Origin of the sequence: Yersinia sp. 2466 StPb PI, assembly GCF_041538325.1 — a bacterium.
In the GTDB taxonomy this organism is placed as follows: domain Bacteria; phylum Pseudomonadota; class Gammaproteobacteria; order Enterobacterales; family Enterobacteriaceae; genus Yersinia; species Yersinia enterocolitica_E.
The window spans coordinates 1-26,689 of sequence record NZ_JAULSL010000001.1; the positions used below are offsets into that span (position 1 = coordinate 1).

The window sequence follows — 26,689 nt, forward strand, 5'->3', positions numbered from 1 at the left end:
GTGTCACTTTCGCTTTGGCAGCAGTGTCTTGCCCGATTGCAGGATGAGTTACCTGCCACAGAATTTAGTATGTGGATACGCCCCCTACAGGCGGAACTGAGTGACAATACTCTGGCGCTTTACGCCCCTAATCGTTTTGTACTGGACTGGGTCCGTGATAAGTACTTAAACAATATCAATGGCTTACTTAATGACTTTTGTGGTTCCGAGGTTCCTTTACTGCGTTTTGAAGTAGGGAGTAAACCGGCGGTAAGAACACACAGCCATCCAGTAACCGCCAGTGTTAGTGCACCTGTCGCTCCGGTTACCCGCAGCGCCCCTGTACGCCCGAGTTGGGACAGTTCGCCCGCTCAACCTGAACATTCTTACCGTTCGAATGTGAACCCGAAGCACACATTTGATAACTTCGTTGAAGGTAAATCCAACCAACTGGCTCGTGCTGCGGCACGTCAGGTTGCTGATAATCCGGGTGGCGCATATAACCCGTTATTCCTCTATGGCGGTACAGGTTTGGGTAAGACTCACCTGTTACATGCAGTAGGGAATGGCATCATGGCGCGTAAAGCCAATGCCAAAGTGGTTTACATGCATTCGGAGCGTTTTGTGCAGGACATGGTTAAGGCCTTGCAGAACAACGCAATAGAAGAATTTAAACGCTATTATCGTTCCGTTGATGCATTATTAATCGATGATATTCAGTTCTTTGCCAATAAAGAGCGTTCCCAGGAAGAGTTTTTCCACACCTTTAATGCCTTGTTGGAAGGTAATCAGCAGATCATTTTGACCTCAGATCGCTATCCAAAAGAGATCAATGGCGTCGAAGATCGTTTGAAATCGCGTTTTGGCTGGGGTTTAACGGTTGCCATTGAGCCGCCGGAACTAGAAACCCGAGTCGCGATCCTGATGAAGAAAGCGGATGAAAATGATATTCGCTTGCCCGGTGAGGTTGCGTTCTTTATTGCCAAGCGTCTGCGTTCCAATGTGCGTGAGCTGGAAGGGGCATTGAACCGTGTGATAGCTAATGCCAACTTTACCGGTCGGGCAATCACCATTGATTTCGTGCGCGAAGCTCTGCGTGACTTGCTGGCATTGCAGGAAAAGCTGGTTACCATCGATAATATTCAAAAGACTGTCGCAGAATATTATAAAATTAAGGTCGCTGACCTGCTCTCCAAACGGCGTTCTCGTTCGGTGGCCCGCCCGCGCCAAATGGCGATGGCGCTGGCAAAAGAGTTAACCAACCACAGCCTGCCTGAAATCGGCGATGCGTTTGGTGGCCGCGACCATACCACGGTGTTGCATGCTTGCCGCAAGATTGAGCAATTGCGTGAAGAAAGCCACGACATCAAAGAAGATTTCTCTAACTTAATCAGAACATTATCCTCCTAGCGCTATGAAATTTATCATTGAACGTGAGCATCTGCTAAAACCGCTGCAACAGGTCAGTAGCCCGCTGGGTGGACGTCCTACGTTGCCAATTTTAGGTAACTTGTTGTTGCAAGTGACCGAAGGCTCTTTGTTGCTGACGGGGACCGATCTGGAAATGGAGATGGTCGCGCGCGTGGCGCTGTCTAATCCCCATACCCAGGGAGCAACCACCGTACCGGCCCGGAAGTTTTTTGATATCTGGCGCGGTTTGCCAGAAGGGGCAGAAATCACGGTGGCGCTGGATGGTGATCGTCTACTGGTGCGCTCTGGCCGTAGCCGCTTCTCGCTGTCTACCCTGCCCGCGGCGGACTTCCCTAATCTGGATGATTGGCAGAGTGAGGTGGAGTTCACCTTACCGCAAGCCACACTGAAACGTCTGATTGAGTCCACTCAGTTCTCGATGGCTCATCAGGATGTGCGCTATTACTTGAACGGTATGCTGTTTGAGACTGAAGGTGAAGAGCTGCGCACTGTGGCGACCGATGGCCACCGTTTGGCGGTATGTTCCATGCCAATCGGGCAGACATTACCTTCACATTCGGTGATCGTGCCGCGTAAAGGTGTGATGGAGCTGGTCAGGTTATTGGATGGGGGTGATACACCACTGCGCCTGCAAATCGGCAGCAACAACATCCGCGCGCATGTGGGGGATTTTATTTTCACCTCTAAGCTGGTTGATGGCCGTTTCCCTGATTATCGCCGGGTATTGCCGAAGAACCCTGACAAAACGCTAGAAGCGGGTTGTGACTTGCTGAAACAGGCTTTTGCCCGTGCAGCAATTTTGTCAAATGAGAAGTTCCGCGGCGTTCGGCTCTATGTCAGTCACAATCAGCTCAAAATCACCGCCAATAACCCTGAACAGGAAGAGGCGGAAGAAATCCTCGATGTTAGCTACGAGGGAACGGAAATGGAGATCGGTTTCAACGTCAGCTATGTACTTGATGTGCTGAATGCACTGAAATGCGAAGATGTGCGCCTGTTATTGACCGATTCGGTCTCCAGTGTGCAGATTGAAGACGGTGCTAGTCAGGCTGCGGCCTATGTTGTCATGCCAATGCGTCTTTGAACTATAGCGGGCTATCTTACTTGCCAGCTTGGGATTGGGCAGTGCTCACCATCCTCACGTACATTAAGTACGCTCCGGTGGTTGTGCGCTGTCCGCACCCAATCTGTCTGCGACAATTACGCCCTCTTTCAGAGGTAATGCGATAACGCCCTTGATGGTTTGATGTTCAATAATGAAGACATTTGCAGCATGGCTCTGACACGGTTGTTAATTAAAGATTTTCGTAATATCGAATCGGCAGACTTGGCGCTGGCAGCGGGGTTTAATTTTTTAGTTGGCCCCAACGGTAGCGGTAAAACCAGTGTGTTAGAAGCGATTTATACCCTTGGCCATGGTAGGGCTTTTCGTAGTTTACAAGCAGGCAGAGTGATCCGTCACGACTGTGCCGAGTTTGTGTTACATGGCCGGGTTGATGTGAATGAACGTGAATCATCTATTGGGCTAAGTAAAAGCCGGCAGGGTGATAGCAAGGTGCGGATCGATGGCACTGACGGCCACAAAGTGGCCGAATTGGCGCAAATGCTGCCCATGCAATTGATCACCCCCGAGGGGTTCACTTTATTGAATGGCGGGCCAAAATTCCGGCGCGCTTTTTTAGACTGGGGTTGCTTTCATAATGAACCCGGTTTTTTTACGGCCTGGAGCAATCTAAAAAGATTACTTAAGCAGCGCAACGCCGCGCTGCGCCAGGTTAGTCGCTATGCGCAAATCCGGCCTTGGGATCAGGAAATTATCCCACTGGCTGAACGCATTAGTGAGTGGCGGGCGGCATACAGTGATGCAATTGCGGCAGATATTTCAGCCACATGCGCCCTGTTCCTGCCAGAGTTTGCCTTGAGTTTCTCTTTCCAGCGCGGCTGGGATAAAGAGAGTGACTATGGTGAGTTGCTGGAACGCCAGTTTGAGCGTGACCGCGCGCTAACTTATACCGCCATCGGGCCACATAAAGCGGATTTCCGCATTCGGGCCGAGGGTACGCCGGTAGAAGATTTGCTATCGCGTGGTCAGTTGAAGTTGCTGATGTGCGCACTGCGGTTAGCGCAGGGTGAGTTTCTCACCCGACAGAGCGGGCGGCGTTGCCTGTATCTGCTTGACGATTTTGCTTCCGAATTGGACACCGGCCGTCGTCGATTATTGGCCGAGCGTCTCAAGGCTACCCAGGCACAGGTTTTTGTCAGCGCAGTGAGTGCTGAGCAAGTTGCCGACATGGTAGGCGAAAAGGGCAAGATGTTCCGCGTGGAACATGGCAAAATAGAGGTTCAACCACAGGATTAAAAATGAGCGAGAAACGTTGATGTCGAATACTTATGACTCCTCAAGTATCAAGGTATTAAAAGGGCTGGATGCGGTTCGTAAGCGTCCGGGCATGTATATCGGTGATACTGATGACGGTACCGGTCTGCACCACATGGTATTCGAGGTTGTGGACAACGCTATCGACGAAGCCCTCGCTGGCCACTGTAAAGAAATTATAGTCACCATCCATTCGGATAACTCTGTTTCTGTGCAGGATGATGGCCGTGGTATCCCAACCGGTATGCACGAAGAGGAAGGGGTATCAGCCGCAGAGGTCATCATGACCGTGTTGCATGCTGGCGGTAAATTTGACGATAACTCTTACAAAGTTTCCGGCGGTTTGCACGGCGTGGGCGTGTCCGTTGTTAACGCCCTGTCTGAAAAGCTGGAACTGGTCATTCGCCGTGATGGCAAAGTTCACGAGCAAACCTACAAAATGGGCGTGCCTCAGGCACCGCTGAAAATGGTGGGTGAAACCGATCTGACCGGGACGACCGTGCGTTTCTGGCCAAGTTTCCAGACCTTCACCAATAACATCGAATTCCAGTATGAAATTCTGGCTAAACGCCTGCGCGAGCTGTCGTTCCTGAACTCCGGTGTATCAATCAAACTGAAAGACAAACGTAACGACAGAGAAGACCACTTCCATTATGAAGGGGGTATTCGGGCGTTTGTTGAGTATCTGAGCAAAAACAAAAACCCGATCCACCCGAAAGTGTTCTATTTCTCCACCATGAAAGATGATATCGGTGTGGAAGTGGCATTGCAGTGGAACGATGGTTTCCAAGAAAATATCTACTGCTTCACCAATAACATTCCGCAGCGCGATGGTGGTACTCACTTGGTGGGCTTCCGCACGGCGATGACCCGTACGCTGAACAGCTATATGGACAAAGAAGGCTACAGCAAGAAAGCGAAAATCAGCGCCACTGGTGATGATGCCCGTGAAGGCCTGATTGCTGTTGTTTCTGTTAAAGTGCCGGACCCTAAATTCTCCTCACAGACTAAAGATAAATTGGTTTCTTCTGAAGTGAAAACGGCGGTCGAAACGCTGATGAACGAGAAGTTGGTTGAGTATTTGCTGGAAAACCCAACCGACGCCAAAATCGTGGTTGGCAAAATTATTGACGCAGCCCGCGCACGCGAAGCCGCGCGTAAAGCGCGTGAAATGACACGCCGTAAAGGCGCGCTGGACCTGGCAGGTTTGCCAGGCAAACTGGCAGATTGTCAGGAACGAGATCCGGCGTTGTCCGAACTCTACTTAGTGGAAGGGGACTCTGCGGGCGGCTCTGCGAAACAAGGCCGTAACCGTAAGAACCAGGCCATTTTGCCGTTGAAAGGTAAAATCCTGAACGTTGAGAAAGCGCGCTTTGACAAAATGCTTTCTTCGCAGGAAGTCGCAACGCTGATTACTGCATTGGGTTGTGGTATTGGCCGGGATGAATATAACCCTGACAAACTGCGCTACCACAATATCATTATCATGACCGATGCCGACGTGGATGGTTCTCACATCCGCACGTTGCTATTGACCTTCTTCTACCGTCAGATGCCGGAAATTATTGAGCGTGGCCATGTGTTTATCGCTCAGCCGCCACTGTATAAAGTGAAAAAAGGCAAACAAGAGCAATACATCAAAGATGATGATGCGATGGAACAGTATCAGATGACACTGGCACTGGATGGCGCTGCATTGCACGTCAATCCTGAGGCACCACCGCTAGTGGGCGAGCATTTTGAGAAACTGGTTGCTGAGCATTATAGCGTTCAGAAGACCATTGCTCGTATGGAGCGCCGTTATCCGCGTGCTTTGCTGAATAACCTGATTTATCAGCCAACCTTGAAAGAAGAGGATTTGAGCGATAAAGCAGTGGTGACACAGTGGATTGATTCACTGGTGGTGTTACTGAATGAAAAAGAGCAGCACGGCAGCAGCTACAGTTCTGTGGTGCGCGAAAACCGTGAGCGTCAATTGTTCGAGCCAATATTGCGTATCCGTACCCACGGTGTAGATACCGATTATGATCTGGACTTTGATTTTGTCCACGGCGGTGAGTATCGCAAGATCTGCCTACTGGGCGAAAAACTGCGTGGCTTAATTGAAGAAGGCGCATTTGTTGAACGTGGCGAACGCCGAGTTCCGGTTTCAAGCTTTGAAGATGCGCTGGACTGGTTAGTGAAAGAGTCTCGCCGTGGCTTGGCAATTCAGCGCTATAAAGGCTTGGGTGAAATGAACCCAGAGCAGTTGTGGGAAACCACCATGGACCCAACCAGCCGCCGTATGCTGCGAGTGATGGTGAAAGATGCCGTTGCAGCGGATCAGTTATTCACCACCCTGATGGGTGATGCGGTTGAGCCTCGTCGTGCCTTTATCGAAGAGAATGCGTTACGCGCAGCCAATATCGATATTTAATCCGATAAGCGATTGATCGGATAGAAAAGCCCAGGGCAGTAAGCTGCCTCTGGGCTTTTTTTTGCCTATTTGCACCCCATTGAGAATTCATCGGGTTATGACATTCAAAATCAACTCAAGAGCAGCAAACCAGGTTTACGCTATGTCGGATGTGCCAATGGGGCGATGTCAGTTTTGCGTGAAGCTAGCGTGCTGTTTGCCGTGGTGATAGGTTGTGTATTTCTTGGCAAATCGCTGTCCATCAGAAAAGTGGTGGCGTGCACCGTAATTGCTATCGGTTCGATCCTCATTAGGTAACGGTTGGGGGGCATGGAATATCCCAATCAGGTTGCCGCAGGACAGCATAGGATAATCAGGAGAATGAAAGATGTCTTTGAATCCAACCATTGCGCTTATTGGTCCGGGCGCTATTGGCACCACCATCGCAGCAGTACTGCATGAGGTGGGACGTACACCGGTACTTTGCGGTCGAACTGCGCATTCGCAGCTAGAGCTACGCTATGACGGCGGCCAGATTATTGTACCCGGACCAGTGCAGATCCATCCCGCAGCGATTACCCGGCCGGTCGATCTGGTTTTTGTTGCTGTAAAATCGACTCAGGTTGACGCGGCAGCGCCATGGCTGGCGACTTTATGCAATGAGAATACCGTGGTGTGCGCACTGCAAAATGGTGTTGAGCAGATGAGCCAACTTGCGCCTTACGTATGTGGCGCCACCGTTCTGCCTTCAGTAGTGTGGTTCCCCGCACAGCGTGAACCGGATGCTTCTGTATGGCTGCGTGCTAAACCACGTCTTACCTTGCCGGATTCTCCGCCGGCGAATTTGGTGCTCACCGCGCTAAGTGGCACCCGTTGCTTAGTCGAGCTGGCGGCTGATTTCACCTCTATCGCCTGGCGCAAGCTGCTCCAGAACGCGGTGGCGGGGTTGATGGTACTGGCGAATCGCCGTGCTGGCATGTACACACGTCCCGACATCACCGAGTTGGCACTCGCTTATCTGCGGGAATGCCTCACCATCGCGCGAGCTGAAGGCGCAAAACTAAGTGATGACGTGCCGCAGGAGATTGTGGATGGCTTTCATCGCGCCCCGGCTGATTTAGGTACTTCGATCCTTGCCGACCGTCAGGCGAATCGTCCGCTGGAATGGGATATTCGTAACGGCGTGGTGCAGCGGTGCGGGCGTGCGCATAATATTCCAACACCGTTCAGTGATGTCATCGTTCCACTTCTTGCGGCAGGCAGCGACGGGCCTGGGTGATCATGCTAATTGAGGATAAAAAACGCATCATTCGTACATCCGGTTTACGCAAAGAAATCTGTCACCCCAATACAAGATATATGGCGGGAAATTGTGCTGATGCCAGTTGCAGTGCCAGTCCAAGTCGGGACTGTATATGCGTCGTTACCTGATTGATTTCTCGCGCGTACGCTTTTATTCCATTGGCTCTCATACCCCATTCACTAGCATTTGAGCGCTGAATCGCGTTAGCATGAGGCATTAGTTAAATAAATGTGAGGACCTATGGCTATTGAACTGATCGCTATCGATATGGACGGCACGTTACTGAATCCGCAGCACGAAATCACTCCACGGGTAAAGCAGGCTATTGATGCTGCCCGGGCTAAAGGGGTCTGTGTGGTATTGGCCACGGGTCGGCCCTATATTGGGGTCCAACGTTATTTACGTGAATTAAATATGCAAAACAGTGGTGATTATTGCATCAGCAATAACGGTGCATTAGTGCAAAAAGCCGCCACGGGTGAGTGTATTTTGCAGGAAACTATCAGTTTTGAGGATTACCTCTATTTCGAGGCTTTATCGCGCAAAATGGATGTTAGCTTCCAGGCTTTTGATTTTGATACCTTATATACCGCGAACAAAGACATCAGCAAATACACCCTACATGAAGTGTTATTGACCGGTATTCCATTGAAATATCGTGCAATCGAAGAGATGGATCCAACATTACGCTTTCCTAAAGTGATGATGATTGACGAGCCAGAAAAACTGGATCGTGCCTTAGCGATGATGCCAGCCGAAGCTTTTGAGCGTTTCACTATCATGAAGAGTGCACCGTTTTATCTGGAAATCCTGAGTAAGCGAGTGGATAAAGGGACTGGGGTGAAAATGCTGGCAGATCACTTAGGCATTGCGCAGGAAAATGTGATGGCTTTGGGTGATCAGGGTAATGATATTGCGATGGTTAACTATGCTGGTGTCGGTGTTGCAATGGGGAATGCTATCCCTGAATTGAAAGAGATAGCGCAGTTTGTCACGTGCACCAACAGTGAAGACGGTGTGGCGGTAGCGATAGAGAAATTTGTACTTTGATATTTAACTGATGCAGTAGCTCATTAATTTGCTGCTCGGATCAGGTTTCGGTTGATATTCAATTTGTTGCTATTGCCGACCGTTATGCCTCAACCGAGCAAGAGGGCTGGCCGGCCCTCCTGCACCTGCGGCTTGCGCGAAATATTGTGGCTTCGCCATACCCTCCGGCAGCTTACCGGCTAATCGAACCGGTGCTGACTCGCTCCCAGCTCGACAGCACCTTTCGCCGCGTCCATGCGGCTCATTCGGCCTGTAAACTTTGTCGGCAATATTCCTGATTGCGCTCAAGGTCAACAGAGAAAATCTAAAAGCCTACCCTCTCTTTTATCACCCTAGAATCCCTTTCACTATTTGCACATCCTGAATCCCTAATCCGGTTAAATCCGCCAGAGTGATCTGTTGGTCATTATCTCTAAAAGAGATACCTTGCGCTAAAACTGAACCCACCTCAGTTAAGGTGTGAGTTGCTAATAGCCCTTGCTGGAATGCCTGCGAAATCTCACCAAATTCTGAGCATTGCGCCCATGAGTCCAGCAATATTTTATCGGCTTTAGCTACCAGTTCAGGGGATAGCTCATGTTTACCTGCACTATCTGCACCGACCGCCGTAATATGGGTTCCTGGCTGAATATCCGCCGCTTGCAAGATAGGTTCTCTGCTCGGTGTGGTGGTGATAATCAACTGGCATTGACGGGCTAACTTTGCGGCATTCAGTGTAGTATTAACCTCGAAACCTTCATCTTCAGCATACTGCCGATACTCCTCTAATGCCGTTTCACTGCGACCCCAAACCCATAGCTGACGGCATGCCACCACACTTTTTAGGTACATCAGATGTAGCCGTGCCTGCATACCGGTACCGATGATACCAATAGCACTGATATGTTTTGGTGCGCAAAGCTCGGCGGCAATTCGCCCGGCCAGCGCAGTACGCAGCGCAGTTAGCCACCCCTCATCGAGCAAGATAGCTTGTGGCTCGCCAGTAAGGGCGGAAAAGGCCATCATCAGCCCTTGATTACTGGCCAATCCTTGCGCGGGATTATCATAGAAACCGCCGGAAACCTTTACCACAAACTGACTGTCACCTTGCAAATACCCACTTTTAATACAGCAATCACCGTTGGCTTGCCCAAACAGCAAATGTTGCACTGGGGGCATTTGCACTTGCTGCTGGCTATATGCAATAAAGCCCTCTTTGAGCAGCAAGGTGATGGCATCTGCATCGAACTTGTCAAGAATTTGTTGCTTACTCAAAATTAGCATTCGGCGATGGCTCCCAGATATTTTTCCAGTACGATATTTTTACCGCACAGTACCACTGCCACTTTCTTACCTTGCCAACGTGGTGCCAGTTTCAACGCTGCCGCTAATGCCACACCAGCAGCACCTTCAATCATCCAACGGTCTGTGTGGGCAATCAAGCGCATGGCATCTTTGATTTCCTGCTCACTCACCAGGACTTTCTGATCGATCAACTGTTGGCAAAGTGCGAAGGTGATGGCTCCGGGTTCAACACCTCCGGCGGTACCGTCAGACAGGGTTTCCTGCTCTGCCACTTCCTGAATTTGGCCATTTTGCAGGCAGGTATACATGCTGGTGGCATTCGCCGGCCAGCAACCAATCACCTGTGTTTTATCCGATAATTTCTTTAAAACTGTCGCAATACCAGAAATCAGGCCACCACCGCCAACGGCAATAAACACAGCATCAAGGTCTGGTTGCTGTTCCACCATCTCCATGCCACAGGTACCTTGCCCGGCAATCACTTGCGGGTCGTTATAAGGAGAGATATAGACTTTGCCCTGCTGCTCTGCGGCGATACTCGCAGCCAGTTCGGCATTCAAAGCATCTCCTGCTACCAGTTCAATATGGCCGCCCAGTGCGCGAATAACTTCCAGCTTGATAGCTGCCGCTTGCTCTGGCGCATATATGGTGGCTTTCACTCCTGCCAGTTTCCCCGCTAGCGCCATAGCTTGCCCGTGGTTACCGGTCGAGGCAGTAATAACGCCGTTCTGGCGCTGTTCATCGGTCAACAAACGCAACTTGTTACTGGCTCCACGAAATTTAAAAGAACCGGTATGTTGCAGATGCTCGCACTTAAGATAGATTTCGCAGCCACTGTGCTGCGATAGCAATGGGCTATATTCCAGCGGCGTCACTCTCACTTGTGGGCGTAATAGCTGATGAGCTTCTTTAATGGCATCGAATAATGTATTCATGACGGTTCCTTAAAATCCTTTAGCTGGTTTTTATATTTTTCAAATGGTTATAAACAGTCGCCCGACCAATGCCGAGGATTTTTGCCACGTAACCGGCTGCATTCTTACCGTTGAATGCGCCCTGTTGATAGAGGGTCTCAATGAGCATCCGGCGGCTAGCATTATTCAAAGCTGCTAGCGTGAGCTGCTGCTGCTGTAACCAATGATGGATATAAGTGTTGATGCGTTCCTGCCAATCATCCTGAAACAGCACATCCGGTTGTGGCTGTAGTTGTTGCCCTGACAGGAATAGCTCCAGTGCTGCTTTGGCACTTTCAAATACGGTGATATCCAGATTGATACATAACAATCCAATTGGCTGCCTATTGTCATCACGTAATACCGTGCTGATGGAACGCAGTTGACGGCCATCCCAATTACGCTTTTGGTAAGGCCCGATCACCTGTGAGTGCTGATCAAATCGCAACTCACTGAGATTGGAGTCTTCCCCTAATTCCCGCTGTGAATAGTTGTTGGCGATATAAACCAATTTTTGGCTGGTTAAGTCATGAATGACGACTTCTGCATAGGGAGAGAAAAGGGTGGCGATTGCATCGGCAATGGGCTGGTATCGATTAAGCATAGGTCATTTTATTTGGAATTAAAAATCCATATTAGACTTTTATTTCTAAATGCACAGGGGTTATGCCGTTTTTTTCATTCATTTTGTGATGGATTGCTTATTTTGCGATCCAAATTGTAGTACAAAAATAAAGTATAGCTCTACAATCTGTTTGTGTTGAATGACAAAGTTTGAAAATTGTGCGGCGTTGTGGGGACGGTTAATCAAGAGATGCGTAAAGTAAGGGAATCATTATTGGTTAACCTGAAATAACCGGAGCGAACATGACAAAAGAACAACTCAGTAAAACAGACCGCATTATTTTGGTTATTGGTCAGCAGATTGTTGAAGGCAAATATCCACCGGGCTCACCGTTGCCTGCCGAAGCGGAAATTTGTGAGGAATTTCAAACCTCTCGTAACATGATTCGTGAGGTTTTTCGGGCGCTGATGGCAAAGCGATTGATTGAAGTGAAACGCTTTCGTGGGGCGTTTGTCCGGCCACGTAATCAGTGGAATTATCTCGATACCGATGTACTGCAATGGGCGCTGGCCAGTGATTATGACCCACGGTTAATCAGTGCGATGAGCGAAGTGCGTAATCTGGTCGAGCCAACTATCGCCCGCTGGGCTGCCGAAAGGGCAACCTCGAAAGAGCTGGCGGTGATTGAAACGGCACTCAATGAAATGATCGCCAATCATCAAGATAGAGACGAATTTAACGAAGCGGATATCCGCTATCACGAGGCGGTATTGGCTTCGGTACACAATCCGGTATTACAGCAACTCAGTGTGGCAATCAGCTCTCTGCAACGGGCGGTGTTTGAACGAACCTACATGCCTGATGAAGAAAACATGCCGCGCACATTACAAGAGCATCAGGATCTTTATGACGCTATTCGCCATCAAGATGCTGATGCGGCAGAACGGGCTGCGTTAACCATGATAGCCAGCTCCGCTAAACGGCTAAAGGATATTACATGAGTGAGCAGAGTTATGGATAAAAGCTATATCGCCATTGATTGGGGATCGACCAATCTGCGTGCTTGGCTTTATTTACGTGGTGAATGTGTAGATATGTTGCGCTCAGAAGCTGGGGTCACTCGCTTTAATGGGCAAAGTGCGCAGCAGATATTTCAGCAGGTTATCGCGCCGTGGCGCGAGCAGCAGCAACAGTATGACTTGCCAGTGCTGATGGCGGGCATGATTGGCAGCAATGCGGGTTGGATTTCAGTGCCTTATCTTGCTTGCCCAACCCGTCTTACGCAGGTATCGCGTCAATTAACTTGTGTGGCGGAGGCTGAGCCAATTCGGGCATGGATTATCCCCGGTTTATGTGTTGATAAGCCAGATAACCGCAACGTGATGCGTGGTGAAGAAACCCAACTGATCGGTGCGTATAGCGAACGGCCTTCATCAGTCTATTTAATGCCGGGAACTCACAGTAAATGGGTGCAAATGCAGGGTGATCAGGTCATGGATTTCCGCACTCTGATGACAGGTGAATTGCACTATTTGCTGCTGAATAATTCATTGGTGGGGGCAGGGCTGGAGGCTCAATTACCGGACAATACTGCGTTTATCGATGGCCTGACGCAAAGCTTTAATGACAGCAATATCATGCGTTGTCTGTTTGAGACGCGTGCTGCCCATGTGTTGGGTCGATTGAAGCGAACATCGGTCGGCGACTGGCTTTCTGGCCTGCTGATTGGCAATGAAATCGTGCAGATGCAGCAGCAATATCCGCTCGCTGCTGGAGAGTGTATTACGGTGATTGGCAATCCTAAACTGGTTGAGCGCTATACCCAAGGGTTAGAGATGGCTGGGATGCTTTATCAGGTGTTGGATGGCGATCAGGCTTTTCAAGCGGGAATCAGGAGTATTGTAAATGAAATGGAATACTAACATGCCATTGATTGGCATTTTGCGCGGCATCACACCGGCGGAAGTTCATGACCATGTGGCCGCTCTGCTTGATGCAGGCTTTGATGCGGTTGAAATTCCGCTGAATTCCCCACAATGGGAAGTGAGTATCGCGCAAACGGTCGCGGAATTTGGTCATCGTGCATTAATTGGTGCGGGCACGGTACTGAAACCCGAGCAACTGGATGTGTTGCATAGCATGGGCAGCAAGCTGGTGGTCACGCCGAACACCCAACCGGCGGTGATCCGTCGGGCTGTTGAGTTAGGCATGACGGTTTGCGCTGGGTGTGCCACCGCATCTGAAGCTTTCACGGCGCTGGATGCAGGCGCGCAAGCCCTGAAAATTTTCCCCTCGGTCTCTTTTGGTCCCGACTATATCAAAGCATTAAAAGCCGTATTGCCCCCTGAGGTGCCGGTGTTTGCCGTTGGTGGGATTACACCTGAGAATTTGTCTATTTATTTGGCTGCGGGTTGTGCTGGTGCTGGTTTGGGCGGTGACCTTTACCGCGCAGGCCAATCGGTATCTCAGACCGCACAACAAGCGGCTGCGTTTATTAAAGCCTTTAAGGATGCTACAAAATGAAAATTACCAAGCTAACCACTTACCGTTTACCCCCACGCTGGATGTTTCTGAAAATCGAAACCGATGAAGGCATTATTGGTTGGGGTGAACCGGTAATTGAAGGGCGTGCTCGTAGCGTTGAAGCTGCGGTACATGAGTTATCGGAATATGTTATCGGGCAAGACCCGGCGCGTATCAACGATATTTGGCAGACATTATATCGCGGCAGTTTCTATCGCGGTGGTCCTATTCTGATGAGTGCTATTGCCGGCATCGATCAGGCGCTATGGGATATTAAAGGTAAAGCGTTGGGAGTTCCGGTTTACCAATTATTGGGTGGATTGGTTCGCGATAAAATTAAAGCTTACAGTTGGGTTGGCGGTGATCGTCCGTCTGATGTGATTAGCGGTATTAATAAACTTACTGAGATTGGTTTTGATACGTTTAAACTCAATGGATGTGAGGAAATGGGCCTGATTGATAATGCCCGTAAAGTTGATGCCGCAGTAGCGGTCGTAGCACAAATTCGTGAAGCCTTTGGTAACCGTATTGAATTTGGTTTAGATTTTCATGGTCGGGTTAATGCGCCAATGGCAAAAATCCTGATTAAAGAATTGGAACCTTATCGCCCATTGTTTATTGAAGAACCCGTATTAGCTGAACAGGCAGAATATTATCCCCGTCTGGCGGCACAAACCCATATTCCTATCGCAGCAGGCGAGCGGATGTTCTCCCGTTTTGAATTTAAACGGGTATTGGCCGATGGCGGGCTGGCAATTATTCAACCTGACTTATCTCATGCTGGTGGCCTGACTGAGTGCTTTAAAATTGCCGCTATGGCAGAGTCTTATGATGTGGCATTAGCACCACATTGCCCACTTGGGCCAATTGCATTGGCGTCTTGTTTGCACCTTGATTTTGTCGCCCGCAATGCAGTCTTGCAGGAGCAAAGCATGGGGATTCATTACAACCAAGGTGCTGAGTTGCTGGATTATGTGATTAATAAAGACGATTTCAAAATGACCGATGGTCATTTCTATCCACTGACAAAACCCGGCTTAGGGGTAGAAATCAATGAGGAATTAGTGATTGAACGCAGCAAGAATGCCCCTGATTGGAGAAATCCGGTTTGGCGCTATCCTGATGGTGCCGTCGCCGAATGGTAAGTTGCCCTCGTTCGATTAATTAATAAATTATCTAATACAATTATCAGGGAAATAATCCTAACAAAGATAAAGCGTATATCAGCCGTTAAAAAACTATTTTCTTCCGGTTAATAATTCGGGTGGAAAAATAGAAATTATATTAAATAACAATTTATTGCGACCCTACACGCAGGAGTTCCCTTGCGCCCAAAATACGGTAATGCGACAGTGTTATCAGCAATTTGGGCAGGGAGCTTCGGCGTATATTAATCCGATTATAATTGGGATCATTACCATGGAAATGACCTTAGCTACTGCCCCAAGCAAAAGGCGCTATCTGACACTATTTATGATATTTGTCACGGTTGTCATTTGTTATGTTGATAGAGCCAACCTTGCCGTTGCTTCAGCCCATATTCAGGAAGAATTTGGTATCACCAAAACCCAGATGGGTTATATTTTCTCCGCTTTTGCCTGGACCTATACCTTATGCCAGATCCCCGGAGGCTGGTTCCTCGATCGCGTTGGCTCCAAAATGACGTATTTCATTGCTATTTTGGGGTGGTCAGTCGCGACCTTATTACAGGGGTTTGCGAACGGGCTGGGCACCTTAATTGGTTTACGTGCGATTACCGGTTTATTTGAAGCGCCTGCTTTCCCAACCAATAACCGCATTGTCACCAGTTGGTTCCCAGAGCAGGAGCGAGCCTCGGCAGTTGGTTTTTATACCTCAGGTCAGTTTGTCGGCCTGGCATTTCTGACTCCATTACTTATTTGGGTACAGGAAGTCCTCAGTTGGCACTGGGTATTTATTATCACTGGGGGGATCGGCGTTATATGGGCATTGATATGGCACTTTGTTTATCAGCCACCACGTAAATCCAAAGGTATTAATCAGGCCGAACTGGATTACATTCAATCGGGTGGCGGTATTGTTGATGGTGATGCGGCGAGCGAGAAAAAAGCCCGAACCCCCATCACCGCTGCTGAGTGGAAACTGGTATTTAACCGCAAACTGGTTGGCGTCTATATTGGGCAGTTTGCCATAACCTCGACGCTGTGGTTCTTCCTGACTTGGTTCCCTAACTATCTGACCCAAGAGAAACATATCAGTGCGTTGACTGCCGGTTTTATGACCACCGTACCGTTTTTGGCGGCTTTCTTTGGTGTATTGCTCTCTGGGCTAGTGGCCGATCGCATGGTGCGCAAAGGCAAGTCCATTGGCTTTGCCCGTAAAACACCAATTATCTGCGGTTTATTGCTTTCTACCTGCATTATGGGGGCTAACTATACCAACGATCCGTTCTGGATTATGGTGTTAATGGGGTTGGCTTTCTTCGGTAACGGCTTCGCTTCTATTACCTGGTCACTGGTTTCATCATTGGCACCAGTGCGGTTGATTGGCCTGACGGGTGGCGTCTTTAACTTTGTCGGTGGGCTGGGGGGGATCACGGTTCCACTGGTGGTCGGTTATCTGGCACAGGATTATGGTTTTGCTCCTTCCCTGATTTATATCGCAGCAGTGGCATTTATGGGCGCACTCTCTTATATCTTCCTGGTCGGAGATGTAGAACGGGTGGGATAAACCCTGACTCTGCATGTCGCTGATAGTGGTGATATGCAGAGCATTTGACCAGAGACAGAGCACCGGGTGGTGATATAATTCGTATAAATGATTTAGCCTTCCGTATCACCGGAGCCAAGATGACCTGTCAGCAAGATGCCCCTTCACAAGAACAGCAACTCACCTTTGATCCTCGCGGTCATCAACTCACTAATATCAATGTCTGGACCCCTGATAGCCAATGGTTGGCCTATGATGTGCGGCCCAATGGTAGCACTTTTAGTGGCTTAACGATTGAGCGGGTTAATTGTATTACTGGTGATATTGAGGTGATTTATCGCGCTCAGCAGGGGGCGCATGTTGGTGTGGTGACGGTCAGCCCAGACTCACCCGCGCGTTATGTGTTTATCCACGGGCCAGAGCACCCGGATAGCCACTGGCACTATGATTTTCATCATCGGCGCGGTGTGATTGTGTCCGAACCGGATAGAGAGCTGGCGGTAACACTGGATGCGATGGATATCACCCCGCCCTATACCCGTGGGGCATTGCGTGGTGGTAGCCATGTCCATGTTTTCAGCCCAGACGGCAGCCGCCTTAGCTTCACCTATAACGACCATGTATTACATGAATTAGACCCGTTATTGGATTGTCGCAACGTGGGTATTGCACTGCCGCTGCATGGCGTGAATCCACCTAAACAGCATCCTCGTGAATATGATGGCAGCCATTTCTGTGTTTTGGTCAGTCACACCACGCCCATACCACAAGCGGGCAGCGACCAGATAAATCGGGCATACGAGGAGGGGTGGATTGGTACGCAGGGGTATCTTAAAACGGACGGTACCCGTCAGCGTTGGGCATTGGCCTTTATCGGCGACACCCTTTCAGCACAGGGCGAAAAAATCCCAGAAATCTTTATTGCTGATTTGCCCGAACATGACCGAGAGTATGCCCATGCCGGAACGATGCCACTTGAGGGGACGCAAAGCACGCTACCTGCGCCACCCGCAGGGGTGATTCAGCGGCGGCTAACTTACACCAGCGAGCGGCCTTTCCCTGGTCTTGCTACCAGCCCGCGTCATTGGTTGCGTTCATCGCCGGATGGCAGTGCCATTGCTTGTTTGATGAAAGATGATAGCGGTATCGTACAATTATGGCTGGTTTCCCCCAATGGTGACTCACTACGGCAACTGACATTCAGCGAGGGAGGGATTCAATCAGCATTTAGCTGGCATCCACAGGGCGGTAGTTTGGCTTTTGTCTGTGATAACAGTGTGATGCTCTGTGATAGCACCACCGGTCAACTGCGCCGTTTGACGGCTCGCAGTACGGTTGCGCCACTGGCGGATGCGGTGGTTTTTGCACCAGACGGTAATAAGGTGGCATTTATGCGGGAAATAGATGGGTGGGTGCAAATCTTTACTGTGAATGTAAGCTAGGCCCCTTAGCTAATACGGTCAGGGGCTGGAGAGGCCACGAGCTGTGATTACTGTATCGGTGCACTGACAGTTTGTGTCGGTTGCTGATTTTGTGTTTCCGATTGGCGGATACGCTCGCGCGGTGAGCTGGCCATTTTGTCTTCATTGTCTGAGCGCAGATAATCGTAGGGTAGGAGCAGGGTATCCATCACCGCAGAGAAGGGCAGATCTACTGCCAACAGGGGCCGTAGCGCCCAGCCGGTATTGTCATCTTTAAGCATCGCCACATTGGCTTCAGTGCCGGAGTAGTAGCCCTGACTGCTGCTGGTATGGGTCATAATGCTTGAGCAGCCACTAACGAACAGCAGAGAACAACCGGTAACAAAAGGGATAACTGTATTTCTCATTGTTGTACTCAGCTCTCATGATACCGTGATTAACTGACACGACACTATGTCAGGTTTTGTCGTAAATTGTTACACCCATTTACAGACACTTCCGATGGTCAAAGATTCAATCTTGTGGACTGATTTAACTTAAGTGTAAGTTATAACAGCTGATTTATCGAATATTAGTTTAATAAACATCCTATTGAGATTTTTCGTGTAAATTTTTTTTGATTTTACTCTTGAAAAAAACAAGACCGATACCATCTTATTATCAGGTCAGAGAGAATACGCCGATAGGGTATTCAGACCATTAGTCTGTCCATAGTGGAAGGCTTAATTAAAAATAGGATAACACCCTTGCTAATATATTTAGGAGGCAGTTTTTATGCGTAATTCCGAGCTTGCTCCATTGTACCGTTCAGCTATCGGTTTCGACCGGTTATTTAATCTATTAGAATCCGGCCAGAACCAAAGTAATGGCGGTTACCCTCCCTATAACGTCGAGTTGGTAGATGAAAACAACTACCGCATTGCTATTGCTGTGGCAGGCTTTGCAGAGCAGGAGTTGGAAATTGTTACTCAGGATAACATATTGATTATTCGAGGGTCTCATGCTGGTGAGCCTGTGGCTCGCACCTATTTATATCAAGGTATCGCTGAGCGTAACTTCGAGCGGAAATTCCAGTTGGCTGAGCACATTAAAATTAAAGGTGCCAACTTAGTGAATGGCTTACTGTATATCGATCTTGAGCGATTGGTACCAGAAAGTTTAAAACCGCGCCGTATTGAAATTAAGCAATCAGCTTAATATGTTTTTTCAATAATATGGCTAAGTCACATTATTAATAACTGAGCCAAGTCTGCCGTAATCGGGGACTGACCGGCTTTCTATTATCTCGCTTCTTAGAAGGAGTTATATTTATGCGTAATTATGATTTGTCACCTTTACTTCGTCAGTGGATTGGTTTTGATAAACTGGCCAGCTCAATGCAAGGCAGTCAGGATGCCCAAGGGTTCCCGCCATATAACATTGAGAAAACTGATGATAACCACTATCGCATCTCACTGGCATTAGCCGGATTTAAGCAGAGCGAACTGGATATCGAAGTAGAAGGCCCACGCCTGACGGTACGCGGTAAGCCCGCGCCAGTAGAAAAACAGGTTGAATACCTGCATCAAGGCTTGATACGTAAAGAGTTCTCATTGACCTTTACTCTGGCTGAGCATCTGAATGTAGATAATGCTCAGTTTGAAAATGGCCTGCTGCATATTGATCTGCTGCGCCAAGTGCCAGAAGCGCTGCAACCACAGCGTATTACCATCGGCAATGCTGCACCTGCGGAGCGTCAAGTATTAGATAGCCCGGCGGCAACCGAGCAAACTGAACAGCAGTAATTATGATGACCGGTACCTCTGTGTGAGGTGCCGGTATACCCTTCTTACTTAACGCCGCCGCTTTGTTAGCGGCGTTTTCTAACCGAGAGTTTCCCCGCTCTCCGGTGCATTTTGTGGTGTATCACACATTCAACCGTTCCCCCTTCTGACAGAATCCCTACTAATTATATGTCCGTCATTCTTCAAGCTGCATGTACGTTGGCTGCGTTCAATCACCCGAATCACTTACTCATGTAAGCTCATCGGGGTTCTCTCGCTTGCCGCCTTCCTGCAACTCGAATTATTTAGGATATAAGAATTTAAGGCTATGTATGACATTGGTGATATTTCACATGGCCGACCGGTTTTTAAACTTAGGCAAGGAAGTGATTTATGAGTGCTATCGCCCTTACCGTCAGTATGTTGGCGCTGGTCGCTGTATTGGGGTTATGGATCGGTAATTGGAAGGTCTATGGTGTTGGATTAGGTATTGGCGGGGTGCTGTTTGGCGGCATTATTGTGGGCCATTTTGCACAAACCTATGACGTTGTTCTTAATGGGGACATGCTGCACTTCATTCAGGAGTTTGGTCTGATTCTGTTTGTCTACACTATTGGTATTCAAGTCGGACCGGGGTTCTTCTCTTCACTGCGAGTATCGGGGTTACGACTTAACTGCTTTGCCATTCTGATGGTGATTGTCGGTGGGTTAGTGACTGCCATTATTCACAAACTGTTTGCCGTGCCGCTGCCGATTATTTTGGGGATATTTTCGGGGGCGGTGACTAATACACCGGCACTCGGGGCGGCACAGCAGATCCTTACTGATTTGGGGTCACCACCTCAATTGGTTAGCCAAATGGGGATGGGTTATGCCATGGCATACCCATTTGGGATTTGTGGCATTTTGCTGGTGATGTGGCTGATTCGTTTATTCTTTAAAATCAACGTCGATCGTGAGGCCAAAGAGTTTGATAGTAGCCACGGGCAGAATCGTGAATTGTTGCAAACCATGAACGTTGCGGTGCGCAACCCTAATCTGAATGGTTTGTCAGTACAGGATGTGCCGTTGCTCAATAGTGATGAGGTGGTCTGTTCCCGATTGAAACGTGGTGATTTGCTGATGGTACCGTTGCCCGCCACGGTGATTGAACTGGGGGACTATTTGCATTTGGTTGGTCAGCGTGAAGCTTTAGAAAAAGTGCGGCTGGTGGTGGGGGAAGAGGTGGACGTTACGCTTTCCACTGCGGGGACGGCGTTGCAAACCGCCAGGGTGGTAGTCACCAACGAAGCGGTGTTAGGTAAGAAAATCCGTGACCTCAATCTGAAGCAGAAGTATGACGTGGCTATTACGCGCCTTAATCGTGCGGGTATCGAACTGGTGGCCAGTAACAGTGCCAGTCTGCAATTCGGTGACATTCTTAATTTAGTGGGTCGCCCAGAAGCGATTGAGGCGGTATCCGCTGTCGTGGGTAACGCGCAACAGAAGTTGCAACAAGTGCAGATGTTACCGGTATTTATCGGTGTCGGTCTGGGGGTATTGCTGGGGTCGATACCGCTGTTCATTCCTGGGTTCCCGGCAGCATTACGGCTCGGGCTGGCGGGTGGGCCACTGGTGGTGGCGTTGATTCTTGGGCGTATTGGTAGCATCGGTAAGTTGTATTGGTTTATGCCACCGAGTGCCAACCTGGCTTTGCGTGAACTGGGGATTGTGCTGTTCTTGTCAGTGGTCGGGCTGAAGTCCGGCGGTGATTTTATTAATACGCTGGTTAATGGTGATGGGCTGGCATGGATTGGTTATGGCGCGATGATTACCGGCATCCCGTTGCTGACTGTGGGGATTCTGGCACGCATGTTAGCTAAGATGAACTATCTGACGCTGTGCGGCATGTTAGCCGGGTCAATGACCGATCCTCCGGCGTTGGCATTTGCTAATGGCCTGCACCCAACCAGCGGTGCGGCAGCGCTCTCTTATGCCACGGTTTACCCACTGGCGATGTTCTTACGAATAATGTCGCCGCAGATATTGGCCGTGCTGTTTTGGACATTGTAATGGATAGCCGATTATCCTGCGTATAGGGTGTTAATACAGTGAGAACAGGCAGATCGTAAAGACGCCGTCAATCCATCCCGGGAGGCTCGAGCCGCGCCATCCCTGGCGCGGACGCTTTACTCTTCTGCCTATCCTCACCGTATAAAGACTAAGGTGATATTTTCCAAAGGAATAGCAAGTTACGCAATTTGCTGCTTAATAATCACTTCGCTTCTTGAAATGCCAGCTCAATCTCTTCGGCCAGAATTGCGACACCCTTTTCGATCTGCTCAGGCGCGGGCACATAGTTCATCCGCATGCATTGATGGGTGTGCGGCCAGTCATGTTCCAGACCTGGGAAGAAATAGTGGCCCGGTACCATTAGCACGCCACGTTTTTTCAGGCGCTGATAAAGTAGTTCGGTGCTGATCGGCAGCTCTTTAAACCATAACCAGAGGAAAATGGCACCTTCGGGTTTGTGGATCAGGCAGCGTTCGGGCGGCAGGTATTTACGCAGGATAGCGATAGTTTGCTGCACCCGTTCAAAGTAAAATGGCCGGATCACCTCATTGGATAAGCGCAACAAATCACCACGCTCAATCATTTCGGCAGCGATCGCAGGCCCCATACTGCCGGGCGATAAGCTGATAATGCCATTCATATTGGTGATGGCCGAAATCACTTTCTCATCGGCAATCACAATACCGCAGCGGGAACCTGGTAAGCCCAGCTTCGACAGGCTCATGCACAGGATGATATTCGGATTCCACAATGGCGTAGCATCAGTAAAGATGATACCGGGGAAGGGCACACCATAGGCGTTATCAATCAATAGCGGAATATCACGTTGCTGAGCTATTGCATCAAGGCGAATCAGCTCTTCATCGGTAATCACATTACCGGTAGGATTGGTTGGCCGCGATACACATATCAGGCCAATATCATCGGTAATATTGAGGTGATCGAAATCGACGTGATATTTGAATTGGCCTTCTGGCAGCAGCTCAATATTCGGCTTGGCAGACACGAACAGGTCTTCATCCAAACCTGCATCGGCATAGCCTAGATACTCCGGTGCCAGTGGGAACAGCACTCGACGGCGGCTGCCATCAGCATAGCGACCAGCGAATAAATTAAATAAGTAGAAAAATGCGCTCTGACTGCCATTTGTCAGTGCAATATTCTGTGGCTCAATTTGCCAGCCCAACTCCTCGCGCAGCATTTTTGCCAGCGCTTTCAGCAGCAAGTCTTTGCCTTGTGGCCCGTCGTAATTACACAGCGCCTCAGTCAATTGCCCGCGCTCCAGCATCTCCTGACACAGTTGTTGGAAGTAGGCATCCATCTCTGGAATATGTGCCGGATTACCGCCGCCAAGCATGATAGAACCTGGGGTTCTAAGGCCGTCGTTGAGGTCATCCATCAGTCTGGTAATACCCGCGTAGCGGGTAAATTTATCGCCGAAAAGTGAAAACTTCATAAATGAAAATTTATTGTTATCCGTAAGTGAACAAGTACCATACGCGTAGATAAAAGTGGGTGCAATGCGGAAAGATTTCTTCCTGCCGATGGAAAGTGTCGGCAGGGAGTGTTTTTGCGGGATAATATTCTTATTTACTCTTTCTTGTCTCCGACCCAAACCACCAGCACATTATCCCCCTGATACTGGCGACTAAAAGCATAATAATCATCAGTTTGTTGGGATTGTTGTACTCCGGCACCAATCGCCGGATGGCGAGCGCGGAACTGACTGACTTTTTGCCAGTGTGTCAGCAGCGCACCTTTGGCACCGGTGAGTTCATTCCAGTTCATATCTGATCGGGTGCCCTGCAACGGATCTGAACCCGTTGGGCCGAATTGCCGCCCACTTTCATCGCCATAGAAGATTTGCACCGCACCTGGAGCCAGCAGCAGCAGTGAGCCCGCCCGTTGCTGTTTCAGTAATGACTGCTGGGCATCATCTTTGAAGAATAATCGGGTATCGTGTGATGACAGGTAACTCAATACATTGAAAGCTTGCAGTTTTTCAGCCATTTGCTGATAGGTGCTATCAATAGAAGAGAAGCACGCTAGCGCTTGTTTTGCTTGATCCTGAAAATCAAAGTTAATCATCGCATCGAAGCCGTTTTGGTAGTAATCGCTCTTCATCACACCGTGGCCCCATGCCTCTCCGGCCATCCAGAACGGTAAGTTATCCAGTGCTTGAGAGGGATGGGCCGCTTTCCATTCAGCCAATGCGGCAGTGGTTTGTTGTTTAAGCTGTTGCCATGCCGGCTTCTCCACATGCTTGGCAGTATCAACCCGAAAACCGTCGATACCGTAATCGCGTACCCATTGGCTTAACCAATGAGTTAGGTAATCACGCGGCGTGGCTCCAGCAATTTCCCGCGCTGCGGTATCACGTTTATGCCGATAAAACACCGGTAAGCCGCTGGGGTGAGTCGATTCTGTTTTGATGTCCGGTAAGAAAGCTAATGACATGGTTAGGTCGTCATAACCCGGTGAGTCGTAATCGCCAATATCGGTGCGGATCCACTGCTTACCCCACCAGTTGTCCCAACTGGCTTTATCACCGAAGTTGATGTAATCATTAAAACTATGCCAAGTTTGCCCTTTGCCGGGCGTCCAGTCGGTCCATTTTTTACCCAGTGTTTTTTCCAGTTGGTCGCCTGGCAAATAGAGTGCCCCGAACTGGTAACTTTGCATATCCGCTAAAGTGGCGTATCCCACATGATTCATCACCACATCAAATAGAACACGAATACCACGTTTATGGGCCTGTTCAACCAGTTTATGTAAATCCTGTTCGGTCCCCATATTGGCATCCAGACGGGTCCAATCCAGCCCGTAATAGCCATGATAGGCATAATGCGGGAAGTCGCCTTTAGTACCGCCCCCGACCCAACCGTGAATTTGCTCCAGTGGAGAACTTATCCACAGGGCATTAACGCCAAGCTGTTGCAGATAATCAAGTTTCTCGGTTAAGCCTGCCAGGTCGCCGCCGTGGAATGTACCAATTTCCTGCATACCATCGCCGTGACGGCCGTAGCTGTGGTCATTGGCGGGATTACCATTTTTAAAACGATCCGTCAGGACAAAATAAACAGTCGCATTTTGCCAGCTAAATGGCGCGGCTTGCAGGGTTTGGGCTGATTCCAATAGCAATAAACCACCACTCTCTGGGGCCGGTTGTAGAGTGATTTTCCCCAGCGAGACTGTTGCCGTTTGGCCGGAATAGAAATCCCGTATCGTTTCGCCTTCAGCAAAGGTTTTGCTCACATCTACAGTGACAGGCAAGCCATTCCAGCGCTGGCAACTGTGGGTCACGACTTTTGCCACTTCCGCCACAGGTTCTGTGAGGCTTAAAGTGAGTGTCGGCGTCCCGCTGCGGATATCAATGCGCGCCTGATACTGGCCATCACGGAACAATCGCCACTGGATATCGGCTTGATTCTGACAGGGTTGCAGCGAAAACGTCTGGTTCAACTTCACCGGCCCGGTGGGCTGCCAGCACTGTTTATTCTGATAAAACTTGAGCGGATATTCCCCTTTAGTCAGAGTGCTATTACTGACAAAAATACCACTGTCCTGCTCGGTGAATACCGGGAAATGCTGGAGTGACCAGTTAGCCATCGCTGCCGGTGAGAGTAGTAGCAGCAAGGATATTTTGAGATGTTTCATGGCACATCTTCCTATTTTGGGCGCGAGGTTTATTCGGATTGAGGCTGGTTTAGTGTGCCGTTTGGTGAGGAAATAGCCTCATCCCTGAGTGGATTTTATGGGGAGGAGACGTGCGGAGGAGTGGGAATTGGCCTGCTAGCAGGCCAATGGGCGTGGTTAGGCTTTCTGCAAAACCTGCGGATTCACGCAGTTTTCCGTCACGGTACCGGTTAGCGCGGCGATCAGGTTATCCACTGCACAGGCAGCCATGTTGTAACGGGTCTCGGTGGTGGCGGAACCAATATGTGGCACGGCAACGACATTGCGCAGTGAGAGTAAGGGCGAATCTATCGGTAGCGGCTCTTGTTCAAACACATCCAACCCAGCGCCATGAATCGTGCCATCTTGTAGCGCGGCAATCAGCGCTGGCTCATCGACAACCGGCCCACGGCCCGCATTAATCAGAATTGCGCTGGATTTCATTTTAGCCAGTTGGTCACGGCCAATCATATGGTAGGTCTGCTCGGTCATCGGCAGCGTAATACAGAGAAAATCAACTTCAGCCAATAAGGTATCGAGAGAACAGCGACGGGCATTAAAGCGTTTTTCGGCTTCTTCATGTGGGCGGCGGCTGGTATACAACACCGGCATACTGAAACCGAAATGTGCCCGCTGGGCCAGTGCCATCCCAATGCGGCCCATACCGAGAATACCGATAGTTTTGTGATGGATATCAACACCATACCAATCATCGCCAATGCTACCTTGCCATTCGCCGGCTTTCACCCGTTCAGCCAATTCAACCACTCGACGGGCGCAAGACAGCACCAAGGCCATCATGGTGTCGGCGACGGTTTCTGTCAGCACCGTTGGTGTGTGCATCAAGGCCACACCACGCTGGCTCAGGGCATCAACATCAAAGTTGTCATAACCGACAGAAATGGTTGAGGCAGCGCGCAAACGCGGTGCTAATTGTAGAAAGTCCTGATCGATTTTACCGCCGGAACCGATAAGCCCCTGTGCCTGTTGCAACGCAGACAATAGCTCTGGCTGATTATCAGGCGCTAAGCCATCAAAACTGTTTACGGTAAAATGTTGGGCTAAACGCTGATGCAGATCGCTGGGAATACTTTTGTACAGCACAATAGAAGGCTTCATCGCAAACTCCAATGACGTTACCCTTCATACTTGAAGTCGTAGGGGGTTAGCTTCATTCACTAATCCGAATCACTTGACTGTGTAAGTTCATCGGGGTTTGCATCACTTGAT

Annotated in this window: 22 protein-coding genes; 15 read left to right on the forward strand and 7 right to left on the reverse strand. The window is 49.5% G+C overall.

Annotated features, from left to right (window positions below; all coding sequences use genetic code 11):
- From dnaA to yidA, 6 genes are all read left to right on the forward strand, one after another.
- The coding region (dnaA, locus tag Q2T72_RS00005) for a chromosomal replication initiator protein DnaA (protein ID WP_372568425.1) at positions 1-1,389 on the forward strand (1,389 nt) is incomplete at its 5' end.
- A gap of 4 nt (positions 1,390-1,393) precedes the next feature.
- Positions 1,394-2,494, forward strand: a complete 1,101-nt coding sequence (dnaN, locus tag Q2T72_RS00010; protein ID WP_005186756.1) for a DNA polymerase III subunit beta — start codon at positions 1,394-1,396, stop codon at positions 2,492-2,494.
- Between the two features lie 189 nt (positions 2,495-2,683).
- Positions 2,684-3,769, forward strand: a complete 1,086-nt coding sequence (recF, locus tag Q2T72_RS00015) for a DNA replication/repair protein RecF (RefSeq protein WP_372560198.1) — start codon at positions 2,684-2,686, stop codon at positions 3,767-3,769.
- Positions 3,770-3,788: 19 nt separating this feature from the next.
- Positions 3,789-6,203: a DNA topoisomerase (ATP-hydrolyzing) subunit B gene (gene gyrB / locus Q2T72_RS00020; RefSeq protein WP_083161534.1), complete on the forward strand. Its 2,415-nt coding sequence runs from the start codon at positions 3,789-3,791 to the stop codon at positions 6,201-6,203.
- A gap of 367 nt (positions 6,204-6,570) precedes the next feature.
- Positions 6,571-7,461, forward strand: a complete 891-nt coding sequence (locus Q2T72_RS00025; RefSeq protein WP_372568427.1) for an oxidoreductase — start codon at positions 6,571-6,573, stop codon at positions 7,459-7,461.
- Between the two features lie 264 nt (positions 7,462-7,725).
- The gene (gene yidA / locus Q2T72_RS00030; protein ID WP_083161529.1) at positions 7,726-8,535 is read left to right on the forward strand and encodes a sugar-phosphatase; all 810 of its coding nucleotides are present in this window, start codon (positions 7,726-7,728) and stop codon (positions 8,533-8,535) included.
- A gap of 327 nt (positions 8,536-8,862) precedes the next feature.
- Here yidA and Q2T72_RS00035 read toward each other — a convergent pair whose 3' ends face one another.
- From Q2T72_RS00035 to Q2T72_RS00045, 3 genes are read right to left on the reverse strand one after another with little or no spacing between them, the layout of a single operon-like run.
- Entirely contained in the window at positions 8,863-9,798 is a 936-nt protein-coding gene (locus Q2T72_RS00035; protein ID WP_372568428.1) for an ornithine cyclodeaminase family protein, read from the reverse strand.
- Entirely contained in the window at positions 9,792-10,754 is a 963-nt protein-coding gene (locus Q2T72_RS00040) for a threonine/serine dehydratase (protein WP_372568430.1), read from the reverse strand. Before Q2T72_RS00040 ends, Q2T72_RS00035 begins: the two co-directional genes overlap by 7 nt.
- Positions 10,755-10,773: 19 nt before the next feature.
- On the reverse strand, positions 10,774-11,376 hold the full coding sequence (locus Q2T72_RS00045; protein ID WP_083161522.1) for a transcriptional regulator: 603 nt from the start codon (positions 11,374-11,376) through the stop codon (positions 10,774-10,776).
- Between the two features lie 263 nt (positions 11,377-11,639).
- On the opposite strand from Q2T72_RS00045, the gene dgoR reads away from it, so the two are divergent.
- From dgoR to Q2T72_RS00075, 6 genes are all read left to right on the forward strand, one after another.
- Complete coding sequence (gene dgoR / locus Q2T72_RS00050; protein ID WP_083161520.1) at positions 11,640-12,338, forward strand: D-galactonate utilization transcriptional regulator DgoR; 699 nt, start codon at positions 11,640-11,642, stop codon at positions 12,336-12,338.
- Positions 12,339-12,350: 12 nt separating this feature from the next.
- Positions 12,351-13,259, forward strand: coding sequence for a 2-dehydro-3-deoxygalactonokinase (locus Q2T72_RS00055; protein ID WP_083161518.1), 909 nt, complete (start codon positions 12,351-12,353; stop codon positions 13,257-13,259).
- Positions 13,243-13,860 (forward strand): 2-dehydro-3-deoxy-6-phosphogalactonate aldolase, encoded by a 618-nt coding sequence (locus Q2T72_RS00060; RefSeq protein ID WP_050087293.1) that lies wholly within the window; start codon positions 13,243-13,245, stop codon positions 13,858-13,860. Before Q2T72_RS00055 ends, Q2T72_RS00060 begins: the two co-directional genes overlap by 17 nt.
- Positions 13,857-15,005 (forward strand): galactonate dehydratase, encoded by a 1,149-nt coding sequence (dgoD, locus tag Q2T72_RS00065; RefSeq protein WP_083161516.1) that lies wholly within the window; start codon positions 13,857-13,859, stop codon positions 15,003-15,005. The genes Q2T72_RS00060 and dgoD overlap by 4 nt, the downstream gene beginning before the upstream one ends.
- 274 nt (positions 15,006-15,279) lie before the next feature.
- Positions 15,280-16,569, forward strand: a complete 1,290-nt coding sequence (locus tag Q2T72_RS00070; protein WP_102970574.1) for an MFS transporter — start codon at positions 15,280-15,282, stop codon at positions 16,567-16,569.
- Positions 16,570-16,688: 119 nt separating this feature from the next.
- Positions 16,689-17,990, forward strand: a complete 1,302-nt coding sequence (locus Q2T72_RS00075; protein ID WP_372568432.1) for a DUF3748 domain-containing protein — start codon at positions 16,689-16,691, stop codon at positions 17,988-17,990.
- Positions 17,991-18,037: 47 nt separating this feature from the next.
- Here Q2T72_RS00075 and Q2T72_RS00080 read toward each other — a convergent pair whose 3' ends face one another.
- The gene (locus Q2T72_RS00080; protein ID WP_083161512.1) at positions 18,038-18,376 is read right to left on the reverse strand and encodes a YceK/YidQ family lipoprotein; all 339 of its coding nucleotides are present in this window, start codon (positions 18,374-18,376) and stop codon (positions 18,038-18,040) included.
- 367 nt (positions 18,377-18,743) lie between these two features.
- Here Q2T72_RS00080 and ibpA point away from each other — a divergent pair, with 367 nt between their 5' ends.
- The 3 genes from ibpA (at position 18,744) to Q2T72_RS00095 (ending at position 21,784) form a co-directional block, all read left to right on the forward strand.
- Positions 18,744-19,166: a small heat shock chaperone IbpA gene (ibpA, locus tag Q2T72_RS00085; RefSeq protein WP_372568433.1), complete on the forward strand. Its 423-nt coding sequence runs from the start codon at positions 18,744-18,746 to the stop codon at positions 19,164-19,166.
- Between the two features lie 113 nt (positions 19,167-19,279).
- Positions 19,280-19,753, forward strand: coding sequence for a small heat shock chaperone IbpB (gene ibpB / locus Q2T72_RS00090; RefSeq protein ID WP_083161508.1), 474 nt, complete (start codon positions 19,280-19,282; stop codon positions 19,751-19,753).
- A 372-nt stretch (positions 19,754-20,125) separates the two neighbouring features.
- Positions 20,126-21,784: a putative transporter gene (locus Q2T72_RS00095; RefSeq protein WP_083161504.1), complete on the forward strand. Its 1,659-nt coding sequence runs from the start codon at positions 20,126-20,128 to the stop codon at positions 21,782-21,784.
- A 202-nt stretch (positions 21,785-21,986) separates the two neighbouring features.
- On the opposite strand, the gene Q2T72_RS00100 is transcribed toward Q2T72_RS00095, so the two are convergent.
- The 3 genes from Q2T72_RS00100 to ghrB form a co-directional block, all read right to left on the reverse strand.
- Positions 21,987-23,240, reverse strand: a complete 1,254-nt coding sequence (locus Q2T72_RS00100; RefSeq protein WP_083161502.1) for a valine--pyruvate transaminase — start codon at positions 23,238-23,240, stop codon at positions 21,987-21,989.
- Between the two features lie 134 nt (positions 23,241-23,374).
- Positions 23,375-25,441 (reverse strand): alpha-amylase, encoded by a 2,067-nt coding sequence (locus Q2T72_RS00105; RefSeq protein ID WP_372568434.1) that lies wholly within the window; start codon positions 25,439-25,441, stop codon positions 23,375-23,377.
- A gap of 156 nt (positions 25,442-25,597) precedes the next feature.
- The gene (gene ghrB, locus Q2T72_RS00110) at positions 25,598-26,578 is read right to left on the reverse strand and encodes a glyoxylate/hydroxypyruvate reductase GhrB (protein WP_083161498.1); all 981 of its coding nucleotides are present in this window, start codon (positions 26,576-26,578) and stop codon (positions 25,598-25,600) included.
- Between the last annotated feature and the right edge of the window lie 111 nt (positions 26,579-26,689).

What these genes read in the sequence shown, in the direction of transcription:
- Q2T72_RS00105 (WP_372568434.1), bottom strand. Translation starts at nt 25,441, where the DNA reads ATGAAACATCTCAAAATATCCTTGCTGCTACTACTCTCACCGGCAGCG.
- Q2T72_RS00095 (WP_083161504.1), top strand. Translation starts at nt 20,126, where the DNA reads ATGAGTGCTATCGCCCTTACCGTCAGTATGTTGGCGCTGGTCGCTGTA.
- recF (WP_372560198.1), top strand. Translation starts at nt 2,684, where the DNA reads ATGGCTCTGACACGGTTGTTAATTAAAGATTTTCGTAATATCGAATCG.
- ibpB (WP_083161508.1), top strand. Translation starts at nt 19,280, where the DNA reads ATGCGTAATTATGATTTGTCACCTTTACTTCGTCAGTGGATTGGTTTT.
- gyrB (WP_083161534.1), top strand. Translation starts at nt 3,789, where the DNA reads ATGTCGAATACTTATGACTCCTCAAGTATCAAGGTATTAAAAGGGCTG.
- Q2T72_RS00035 (WP_372568428.1), bottom strand. Translation starts at nt 9,798, where the DNA reads ATGCTAATTTTGAGTAAGCAACAAATTCTTGACAAGTTCGATGCAGAT.
- Q2T72_RS00055 (WP_083161518.1), top strand. Translation starts at nt 12,351, where the DNA reads ATGGATAAAAGCTATATCGCCATTGATTGGGGATCGACCAATCTGCGT.
- Q2T72_RS00040 (WP_372568430.1), bottom strand. Translation starts at nt 10,754, where the DNA reads ATGAATACATTATTCGATGCCATTAAAGAAGCTCATCAGCTATTACGC.
- ibpA (WP_372568433.1), top strand. Translation starts at nt 18,744, where the DNA reads ATGCGTAATTCCGAGCTTGCTCCATTGTACCGTTCAGCTATCGGTTTC.
- dgoD (WP_083161516.1), top strand. Translation starts at nt 13,857, where the DNA reads ATGAAAATTACCAAGCTAACCACTTACCGTTTACCCCCACGCTGGATG.
- Q2T72_RS00075 (WP_372568432.1), top strand. Translation starts at nt 16,689, where the DNA reads ATGACCTGTCAGCAAGATGCCCCTTCACAAGAACAGCAACTCACCTTT.
- Q2T72_RS00045 (WP_083161522.1), bottom strand. Translation starts at nt 11,376, where the DNA reads ATGCTTAATCGATACCAGCCCATTGCCGATGCAATCGCCACCCTTTTC.
- dnaN (WP_005186756.1), top strand. Translation starts at nt 1,394, where the DNA reads ATGAAATTTATCATTGAACGTGAGCATCTGCTAAAACCGCTGCAACAG.
- Q2T72_RS00100 (WP_083161502.1), bottom strand. Translation starts at nt 23,240, where the DNA reads ATGAAGTTTTCACTTTTCGGCGATAAATTTACCCGCTACGCGGGTATT.
- Q2T72_RS00070 (WP_102970574.1), top strand. Translation starts at nt 15,280, where the DNA reads ATGGAAATGACCTTAGCTACTGCCCCAAGCAAAAGGCGCTATCTGACA.
- yidA (WP_083161529.1), top strand. Translation starts at nt 7,726, where the DNA reads ATGGCTATTGAACTGATCGCTATCGATATGGACGGCACGTTACTGAAT.
- Q2T72_RS00080 (WP_083161512.1), bottom strand. Translation starts at nt 18,376, where the DNA reads ATGAGAAATACAGTTATCCCTTTTGTTACCGGTTGTTCTCTGCTGTTC.
- Q2T72_RS00025 (WP_372568427.1), top strand. Translation starts at nt 6,571, where the DNA reads ATGTCTTTGAATCCAACCATTGCGCTTATTGGTCCGGGCGCTATTGGC.
- Q2T72_RS00060 (WP_050087293.1), top strand. Translation starts at nt 13,243, where the DNA reads ATGAAATGGAATACTAACATGCCATTGATTGGCATTTTGCGCGGCATC.
- dgoR (WP_083161520.1), top strand. Translation starts at nt 11,640, where the DNA reads ATGACAAAAGAACAACTCAGTAAAACAGACCGCATTATTTTGGTTATT.
- ghrB (WP_083161498.1), bottom strand. Translation starts at nt 26,578, where the DNA reads ATGAAGCCTTCTATTGTGCTGTACAAAAGTATTCCCAGCGATCTGCAT.